The sequence below is a fragment of the Acidovorax sp. SRB_24 genome, from assembly GCF_012931925.1.
The window spans coordinates 1-8,009 of record NZ_MWOM01000103.1; the positions used below are offsets into that span (position 1 = coordinate 1).

General features: G+C 69.8%; 7 protein-coding genes and 1 pseudogene. 6 read left to right on the forward strand and 2 right to left on the reverse strand.

What is annotated here, in order from left to right; all coding sequences use genetic code 11:
• Window positions 1-15: 15 nt before the first annotated feature.
• Window positions 16-783 carry an ABC transporter permease gene (locus B2J89_RS20080; protein ID WP_169170646.1) on the forward strand — a complete coding sequence of 256 codons (768 nt, stop codon included), beginning with the start codon at window positions 16-18 and terminating at the stop codon, window positions 781-783.
• Window positions 784-828: 45 nt separating this feature from the next.
• Here the strand turns inward: B2J89_RS20080 and B2J89_RS20085 are convergent, their stop codons facing one another.
• A complete protein-coding gene (locus B2J89_RS20085; protein WP_169170647.1) occupies window positions 829-2,148 on the reverse strand; it encodes a branched-chain amino acid ABC transporter substrate-binding protein in 1,320 nt (439 codons plus the stop codon).
• Between the two features lie 93 nt (window positions 2,149-2,241).
• Between B2J89_RS20085 and B2J89_RS20090 the strand changes: the two genes are divergently transcribed.
• A complete protein-coding gene (locus B2J89_RS20090; protein WP_169170392.1) occupies window positions 2,242-2,625 on the forward strand; it encodes an Hsp20/alpha crystallin family protein in 384 nt (127 codons plus the stop codon).
• 204 nt (window positions 2,626-2,829) lie between these two features.
• Window positions 2,830-3,702 carry a class I SAM-dependent methyltransferase gene (locus B2J89_RS20095; protein ID WP_169170391.1) on the forward strand — a complete coding sequence of 291 codons (873 nt, stop codon included), beginning with the start codon at window positions 2,830-2,832 and terminating at the stop codon, window positions 3,700-3,702.
• A 15-nt stretch (window positions 3,703-3,717) separates the two neighbouring features.
• Here B2J89_RS20095 and tsaD read toward each other — a convergent pair whose 3' ends face one another.
• Complete coding sequence (tsaD, locus tag B2J89_RS20100; RefSeq protein ID WP_169170390.1) at window positions 3,718-4,785, reverse strand: tRNA (adenosine(37)-N6)-threonylcarbamoyltransferase complex transferase subunit TsaD; 1,068 nt, start codon at window positions 4,783-4,785, stop codon at window positions 3,718-3,720.
• 75 nt (window positions 4,786-4,860) lie between these two features.
• Here tsaD and hpnD point away from each other — a divergent pair, with 75 nt between their 5' ends.
• From hpnD to B2J89_RS20115, 3 genes and pseudogenes are all read left to right on the forward strand, one after another.
• Window positions 4,861-5,700: a presqualene diphosphate synthase HpnD gene (gene hpnD, locus B2J89_RS20105; RefSeq protein WP_169170389.1), complete on the forward strand. Its 840-nt coding sequence runs from the start codon at window positions 4,861-4,863 to the stop codon at window positions 5,698-5,700.
• A 3-nt stretch (window positions 5,701-5,703) separates the two neighbouring features.
• Window positions 5,704-7,023 (forward strand): hydroxysqualene dehydroxylase HpnE, encoded by a 1,320-nt coding sequence (gene hpnE / locus B2J89_RS20110; protein WP_169170388.1) that lies wholly within the window; start codon window positions 5,704-5,706, stop codon window positions 7,021-7,023.
• Window positions 7,024-7,524: 501 nt separating this feature from the next.
• Window positions 7,525-8,009, forward strand: a pseudogene (locus tag B2J89_RS20115) (NAD(P)/FAD-dependent oxidoreductase); the annotation flags it as partial.

Genomic DNA, 8,009 nt, shown 5'->3' on the forward strand with positions numbered 1-8,009 from the left:
GAAAGCACCCCAATGATGGGTTTCAACCTGCACGGCGTGCGCGCCATCTACCGCTTCGAGATGCACCGCGCCTTCCGCACCTGGGCGCAAAGCCTGATTGCGCCGGTGCTCTCGACCTCGCTGTACTTCATCGTCTTCGGTTCGGCGATCGGCTCGCGCATGGGCGACATTGGCGGCGTGGACTACGGCGCCTACATCATCCCGGGCCTCTTGATGCTGTCGCTGCTCTCCGAGAGCATTTCCAACTCGTCCTTCGGCATCTACATGCCCAAGTGGTCGGGCACCATCTACGAGCTGCTGAGCGCGCCGGTCAACTGGGTCGAGGTGCTGCTGGGCTACGTCGGCGCGGCCGCCACCAAGTCGCTGATGGTCGGTGTGCTGATCCTGGCGACGGCGCGGGTGTTCGTGCCGTACGAGATCGCGCACCCGGTGTGGATGGTGGGCTTTCTGTTGCTCACGGCCGTCACCTTCTGCCTGTTCGGCTTCCTGATCGGCCTGTGGGCCGACAGCTTTCAGAAGCTGCAGATCATTCCGCTGCTGGTCATCACGCCGCTGACGTTCCTCGGCGGCGCGTTCTACAGCATCAACATGCTGCCGCCCGTGTGGCAGGCGGTCTCGCTGTTCAACCCGGTGGTCTACCTCATCAGCGGCCTGCGCTGGGCCTTCTATGGCGCGGCCGACGTGCACATCGGCGTGAGCGTGGGCATGACGCTGGCGTTCATGGCGGCCTGCCTGGCCGCGGTGTGGTGGGTGTTCAAGACCGGCTACCGGATCCGGCGCTGAGCGCCGGGGCGCGGCGGCAGGCCCCGCGCGCCGCGCCGCTCGCGCTCAAAACCGCTGCATCTGGCAGCTGTGCGGCTGCTGCGCCTTGGTGGCCGGGATGTCGCGCACCACGCGAAAGCCGTAGCCCGAGCCTTCGACGTCGAATTTGGCGCCCGGCGCCCCTTGCTTTTCCATCACGCCCACCACGAGCGGCTGCTGGAACTGGTGGTCGGCCGCGCGCATCGCGCCGCTGCGCCCGGCCAGCTGCACGCTGGCCTTTTCCATCTGGCGCGCCACGGCCACCGTGTCGGTGCTGCCGGCGCGCCCGATCGACTGGGCCAGCGTCTCGACCATGAGCTGCATGCGCATGTGCACGTAGTCGTCCTGCGGCTTGGGAAAGCGCTCGCGGAACGACTGGTAGAAGGCTTCGCTTTGCAGGCTTTGCACATTGGGCAGCCAGTCGGCCACGGCGACGACCTTGCCCACGCCGGCGTCGCCGATGGCCGCCGGTGCGCCCAGCGCGTTGCCGTAGAAGGTGTAGAAGCTCCCGTCGAAGCCGACCTCGCGCGCGGCCTTGACCAGCAGCGTCAGGTCGTTGGCCCAGTTGCCCGTGACCACGGCCTGCGCGCCGCTGGCCTTGATCTTGACGGCGTAGGGCGCAAAGTCCTTCACGCGGCCCACGGGGTGCAGCTCGTCGCCCACCACGGCCACGTCGGGGCGCTGCGCGCCCAGTTGGCGCCGGGCCTCGCGCAGCACGGCCTGGCCAAAGCTGTAGTCCTGGCCGATCAGGTACACGCTCTTGAGCGCCTTGTCCTCGCGCACCACTTCCATCAGCGCGGCCATGCGCATGTCGGCATGGGCGTCGAAGCGGAAATGCCAGAAGCTGCACTTTTCGTTGGTGAGGATCGGGTCGACCGCCGAATAGTTGAGGAACAGCACGCGCTTGCCCGGGTCGCGCTCGTTGTGCTTGTTGATCGCGTCGAGCAGCGCCGCGGCCGTGGCCGAGGAGTTGCCCTGCATCACGATGCGGGCGCCGTCGTCGATGGCCGCGCGCAGGGCCGAGAGGGCCTCTTCGTTCTGGCCCTTGCTGTCGTAGCGCTGCAGCACCAGTGGCCGCGCGCCGCCGGCCGCTGCCGGCAGGGCCACGCCGCCACGCGCATTGACGCGGTCCACGGCCCAGAAGATGTTGCGGAACACCGCCTCGCCGGTGTTGGCGAAGGGGCCCGAGAGGCTTTCGATCAGCGCCACCTTGATGGGCGCGGCGGACGGGGCGACCACGGCCGAAGCGCCCGGCGTGGGCGCCTGCGCAAAGCTGGCCGAGAGGGCGGCAAGCGCCAATAGAGCCGCTGCGCCGGTTTTCAAGGCGGCGGGCTTGAATTTATTCATGGGAGTTTTTCCTTGAAATCAATGGCGGTGCACGCACTTGCCTAGCATGCGGCAACCACACCGGGAGCCGCGCAGTGTATAGGAGTAACCCTGATGATCTTCGCCCCCGTGGTGCGCCGCGCCGCCTATGCCACCCGCCTCCCGATGTCCGACCTGGCGCTGCAGCGTTTCCTGCGCGCCGCACTGGCCCGCCCCGCCGCCGCGCCTGGCTGCAGCGCTGCGCAAGACGAGAAAGCCATCACCTTGCAGCTCGATGTGCCCGGCCTGGCGCGCGAGCAACTGGACATCACGATCGACGGCGCCGTGGTGCGCGTGCGCAGCGTGGACGGTGCGCCGCGCCAGGTGCAGCGCGCCTGGGAATTGCCCGAAGCCATCGACGCCGCCGCGAGCGGCGCCAAGCTCGAGCATGGCGTGCTGACGCTCACGCTGGCCAAGTTGGCGCCGGTGAACCGTGCCACGCACTTGACCATCCAGTGACGGCACTGCGTTCGGCAAAGCTCCTGTTTCCGTAGCTTCATGCGCCCGGCCCTATTGGGCTTCGAGCGTTTTTCATTGGAATTTCTGCGCGCGGGCACAGCGGCCGCGGGGGTTGCGGTTTCGCCAGGGCGCGCGCATGATCGGCACGCGTCCAAAGCCCGCGTGGACACCGTCTTCCTTTCCTGCGGGCTCCAGGAGCGGACCATGGAACACCCCCCGGCCTCCACGCCCGGACAATTCAAGGCAGCCACCCGTGACGCCTGGGAAAGCGCCGCGCAGGGGTGGGACGCCCAGACCCCGCACATCCACCGCTGGCTCGCCGATGTCACCGACGTCATGCTCGCCGCGGCCCAGGTGCAGCCTGGCGCACGCGTGCTCGACGTGGCCGCCGGCGCCGGCGACCAGACGCTGGCCATCGCCCGCCGCGTGGAGCCCGGTGGCCAGGTGCTGGCGACGGACATTTCGCCCGCCATCCTGGCCCTGGCCGAGCGCCAGGCCGTGAACGCCGGCCTGGGCCAGGTGCAAACCAAGGTCGCCGACGCCGAGCACCTGGACCTCGCCGGCGCAGACTTCGACGCCGCGATCTGCCGCCTCGGGCTTATGTTCTGCCCCGACCCGCTCGCGGCGCTGCGCGAAATGCACGCGGCGCTCAAACCGGGAGGCCACGCCTGCACCCTGGTGTTCGCCCCGCCGCAGGACAACCCCTGCATGGCCCTCGTCGCCGCCACAGCGCTGCGCCATTCCGGGAAGCCGCCACGCGACCCGTACCAGCCGGGCACGCTGTTCAGCCTGGGCAAGCCAGGCCTGATCGACGCGCTGTTTGCGCAGGCAGGCTTCACCGGCGTGCGCACTACTGCGGTGCCAGCGGTGTTTCGCTTGCCGTCCAGCGCGGCCTTTCTCGACTTCATCCGCACGTCGGCCGCACCCATCCGGCAACTGCTGGCCCCGCTGGACGCGGACGCCCGTGCAGCGGCCTGGCATGACATGCAGACGCAGCTCGACGTGTTCCAGGGCGCCAACGGCTGGGAGGGGCCGAACACGCTGCTGTTGACCGTGGGGCGTCGCGCGCCGGATTGAGGCCCGGCCTCGACCTCAGACCGCGGCGGCGCTCCCCGGCGCAATCGCATCGAGCGGCCAGCGCGGCTTGACGTCAAACGCATAGTCGCGGTTGGCCTGCTGCTGCCCCGACTGCAGGCGCATGGCGGCGGCCAGGGCGATCATGGCGCCGTTGTCGGTGCACAGGTGCAGCTCGGGGTAGTGCACGCGCACGCCGAGCCGGGCGCAGGCGGCGTCGAGCTGCGTGCGCAGCAGGCGGTTGGCCCCCACGCCGCCGGCCACGACGATGCGCCGCAGGCCGGTCTCCTTCAACGCTGCCAGCGACTTCTTGACCAGCACCTCGACGATGGCGGCCTGCGTGCTGGCGGCCAGGTCGGCCTTGCGCGCCTCCAGGTCGTCGCCCAGCTTCTTGGCCTGCGTCATCACGGCCGTCTTCAGGCCGGCAAACGAGAAGTCGAGGTTGCCGCTGTGCAGCAGCGGGCGCGGCAGCTTGAACGCCGCCGGATCGCCCTGCTCGGCCAGCCGCGACAGCGCCGGGCCGCCCGGGTAGCCCAGGCCCATGAGCTTGGCCGACTTGTCGAACGCCTCGCCCGCGGCGTCGTCGATGGTCTCGCCCAGGATGGCATAGCGGCCCACGCCGTCCACGCGCATCAGCTGCGTGTGGCCGCCCGAGACCAGCAGCGCCACAAAAGGGAACTCGGGCGGGTCGGCGCTCAAGAACGGCGACAGCAGATGGCCCTCGAGGTGGTGCACGCCCAGCACGGGCCTGTCCAGCGCCGCGCCCAGGGCGCACGCCACGCCCGCGCCGACCAGCAGCGCGCCGGCCAGGCCGGGCCCGCGCGTGTAGGCCACCACGTCCACCTCGGAAAGCGCCCGGCCCGACTCGGCCAGCACCGCTTCGGTCAGCGGCAGCACACGGCGGATGTGGTCGCGGCTGGCCAGTTCGGGCACCACACCGCCGTAGGCCTGGTGCATCTCAATCTGGCTGTGCAGCGCATGCGCCAGCAACGTGGGCACGCGCGCCCCGGCATGCGCCTGCACGAGCGCCACGCCGGTTTCGTCACACGAGGATTCGATGCCTAGCACCAGGAAATTTGTCTGCACGATGGAGGTCCTTCAAGGGGCGCCAGTGTAGGGCGAGCCCCAAGTGGCCGTCCACGCCATGGGACAATCCCGCACATGAATCCGGAACAGTACGTCCAGCAAAAAGCCGCCGCCTCGGGCAGCAGCTTCTATTACGCCTTCCTGTTCCTGCCCCGCCCCCGGCGCGCGGCGATCACGGCTTTTTATGCGTTTTGCCGCGAGATCGATGATGTTGTCGATGAAGTCAGCGACTCAGGCGTCGCGCGCACCAAGCTCGCCTGGTGGCAGGGCGAGGTGGCGCAGTCCTTCAAGGGCCAGCCCACGCACCCCGTGATGCAGGCGCTGATGCCGCACGCCAGCACCTACCAGATCGAGCAACGCCACCTGCAGGCCGTGATCGAGGGCTGCGTCATGGACCTGGACCAGACGCGCTACCTCGACTACGCGGGCCTGCAGCGCTACTGCCACCTGGTGGCCGGCGTGGTGGGCGAGGTGGCGGCGCAGATCTTCGGCCAGACCGATCCGGGCACCACCGCGTACGCGCACCGCCTGGGCCAGGCGCTGCAGCTCACCAACATCCTGCGCGACGTGGGCGAGGACGCCCTGCGCGGGCGCATCTATTTGCCCGTCAACGAGCTGCAGCAGTTCGATGTGAAGGCGCACGAGATCCTCAAGCGCGAATACTCCGAGCGCTTCACCGCGCTGATGCGCTTCCAGGCCGAACGCGCGCACCGCCTCTACGGCGAGGCGCTGGCGCTCCTGCCGGCCGCCGACCGGCGCGCGCAAAAACCCGGCCTGATGATGGCCAGCATCTACCGCACGCTGCTCACCGAGATCGAGCGCGACAACTTCCAGGTGCTGCACCAGCGCGTGAGCCTGACGCCGCTGCGCAAGTTCTGGCTGGCCTGGAAGATGCAGGCGCTCGGGCGGATGTGAGCCATGCACATTGCCATCATCGGCGCCGGCTGGGCCGGCATGGCGGCGGCCATCGCCGCCGTCGAGGCCGGCCACCACGCCACGGTTTTTGAAGCCGCCCGCAGCGTCGGCGGGCGCGCCCGGGCCGTTCTGGCCTCGGACGTGGACGGCGCCCCGCTGCGGCTCGACAACGGCCAGCACATCCTGATCGGCGCCTACGCCGAGTCGCTGCGCCTGATGCGCCAGGTCGGCGTGGACCCCGACGCCGCGCTGCTGCGCCTGCCGCTGGCGCTGCGCTTTGCCGACGGCAGCGGCCTGCAGTGGCCCGAGCTGCCGCCGCCCTGGGACGCCGTGGTCGGCATCGCGCGTGCGCGCGGCTGGCACTGGCGCGACCGGCTGGCGCTGCTGCGCACGGCCCACGCCTGGCAGCGCGCGCGCTTTGCCTGCGCGCCGCAGCTGTCGGTGGCCGCGCTGTGCACGGCCTTGCCGCCCCGGCTGGTGGCCGAATTCATCGACCCGCTGTGCGTGGCCGCGCTGAACACGCCGGCGGACCAGGCCAGCGGCCAGGTCTTCTTGCGCGTGCTGCAAGACAGCCTGTTTGGCGGGCGCGGCGGCTCCTACCTGCTGCTGCCGCGCGTGGACCTGGGCGAAGTGTTTCCCGAAGCCGCGGCGCGCTGGCTGCGCGCCCAGGGCGCCATCGTGCGCACCGGCCTGCGCGTGCAGGCGGTGCTGGCCGCGCCGCAGGGCGGCTGGAGCGTGGACGGCACCCTGTTCGACGCAGTGGTGCTGGCGGCACCGAGCACCGAGGCCGCGCGCCTCGTCTCACACTGCGCGCAGACGGCGCCGTTTTCGATGGCGGTGCCGATGTGCGACTGGGCCGCCTGCGCGCAGGCGCTGCGCTTTGAGACCATCACCACGGTCTATGCGCAGGGCCCGGTGCGCCCCGATGGCCTGCTGCTGGCCGCGCCCATGCTGGCCCTGCGCAGCCACGCCGACCACCCGGCGCAATTCGTCTTCGACCGTGGCCAGCTCGGCGGCCCGGCCGGCCTGCTGGCCTTCGTCGTCAGCACCAGCCAGGGCGAGCGTGCGCAACTGGAGCAGCAGGTGCTACGGCAGGCACGGGCCGAACTGGGCCTGGCCGATCTGCGCGCCGTGCAGACCGTGGTCGAAAAGCGCGCCACGTTTGCCTGCACCCCGGGCCTGCAGCGCCCCGCCGCGCAGATCGCACCGGGCCTGTGGGCCTGTGGCGACTACATTGCCGGACCTTACCCCGCGACGCTGGAAGGCGCGGCGCGCAGCGGCACCGAGGCGGGACGGAGCGTGGGCGGCAACGCCAGCGCGTGACGCGCCCACCCGGCGCGCAGCGCCGTGCGCGGCACCTTTTCCGCGCCACTGGACAGGCGGCGCTGCCGCCTTGCCCACCCCCGCTGCCCATCGGCCGCCATGGACGCCGTCCAGCACCAAATGCCGGATGAAAGGCCCCGTACACCGATTTTTGTCGTGTTTATGTTAAGGTTGTTGCGTTTTTGACACTTTCAGGCCACCTGCTTTTGCGTGGCCTTTGCGGCGCTGCAGCGCCGTCGCCGTGCGCACACCGTGCGCCACCTTTCCATGCCAGGCGGCGTGTATCGGTTGCCAATGTTCCCTGAACGCTGCGCCTCCACCGATCCCGCCCTGCCGTGGCGCCAGGAAGCTGGCGCCGACTGCCCTTCGGGCCTGGCCCTCGCGGCTGTGGACTCGCCCCTGCGGCGATCGCGGCCACCCATGTCCTTCGTTCGGCTGCCGCCTCGCGACAGGGACTGCGGCCGTCTTGGCGGCCGCTTCAACCACAGGAGAACCCCACCCATGAAACAACGCATCGCCATCCTCGGCGCCGGCCCCAGCGGCCTGGCGCAACTGCGCGCTTTTGAGGCGGCCGGCAAGGCCGGGGAAGAGCTGCCCGACATCGTTTGCTATGAAAAACAAAGCGACCTGGGCGGCATGTGGAACTACACCTGGCGCACCGGACTGGATGCGCACGGCGAGCCGGTGCACGGCAGCATGTACCGCTACCTGTGGTCCAACGGCCCCAAGGAGTGCCTGGAGTTTGCCGACTACAGCTTTGAGCAGCATTTCGGCAAGCCCATTGCCTCGTACCCGCCGCGCGCCGTGCTGCGCGACTACATCATGGGCCGGATCGAGAAAAGCGACCTGCGCCGCTGCATCCGCTTCAACATGGCGGTGCAATGGGTGTCGTACAGCGAAGAAACCGGCAAATTCTCGGTGACCGTGCGCGACATGAAGGCCGACGCGCTGTCGACCGAGGAATTCGATTACGTGGTGGTGGCGAC

What these genes read in the sequence shown, in the direction of transcription:
- B2J89_RS20080 (WP_169170646.1), top strand. Translation starts at nt 16, where the DNA reads ATGGGTTTCAACCTGCACGGCGTGCGCGCCATCTACCGCTTCGAGATG.
- B2J89_RS20085 (WP_169170647.1), bottom strand. Translation starts at nt 2,148, where the DNA reads ATGAATAAATTCAAGCCCGCCGCCTTGAAAACCGGCGCAGCGGCTCTA.
- B2J89_RS20090 (WP_169170392.1), top strand. Translation starts at nt 2,242, where the DNA reads ATGATCTTCGCCCCCGTGGTGCGCCGCGCCGCCTATGCCACCCGCCTC.
- B2J89_RS20095 (WP_169170391.1), top strand. Translation starts at nt 2,830, where the DNA reads ATGGAACACCCCCCGGCCTCCACGCCCGGACAATTCAAGGCAGCCACC.
- hpnD (WP_169170389.1), top strand. Translation starts at nt 4,861, where the DNA reads ATGAATCCGGAACAGTACGTCCAGCAAAAAGCCGCCGCCTCGGGCAGC.
- hpnE (WP_169170388.1), top strand. Translation starts at nt 5,704, where the DNA reads ATGCACATTGCCATCATCGGCGCCGGCTGGGCCGGCATGGCGGCGGCC.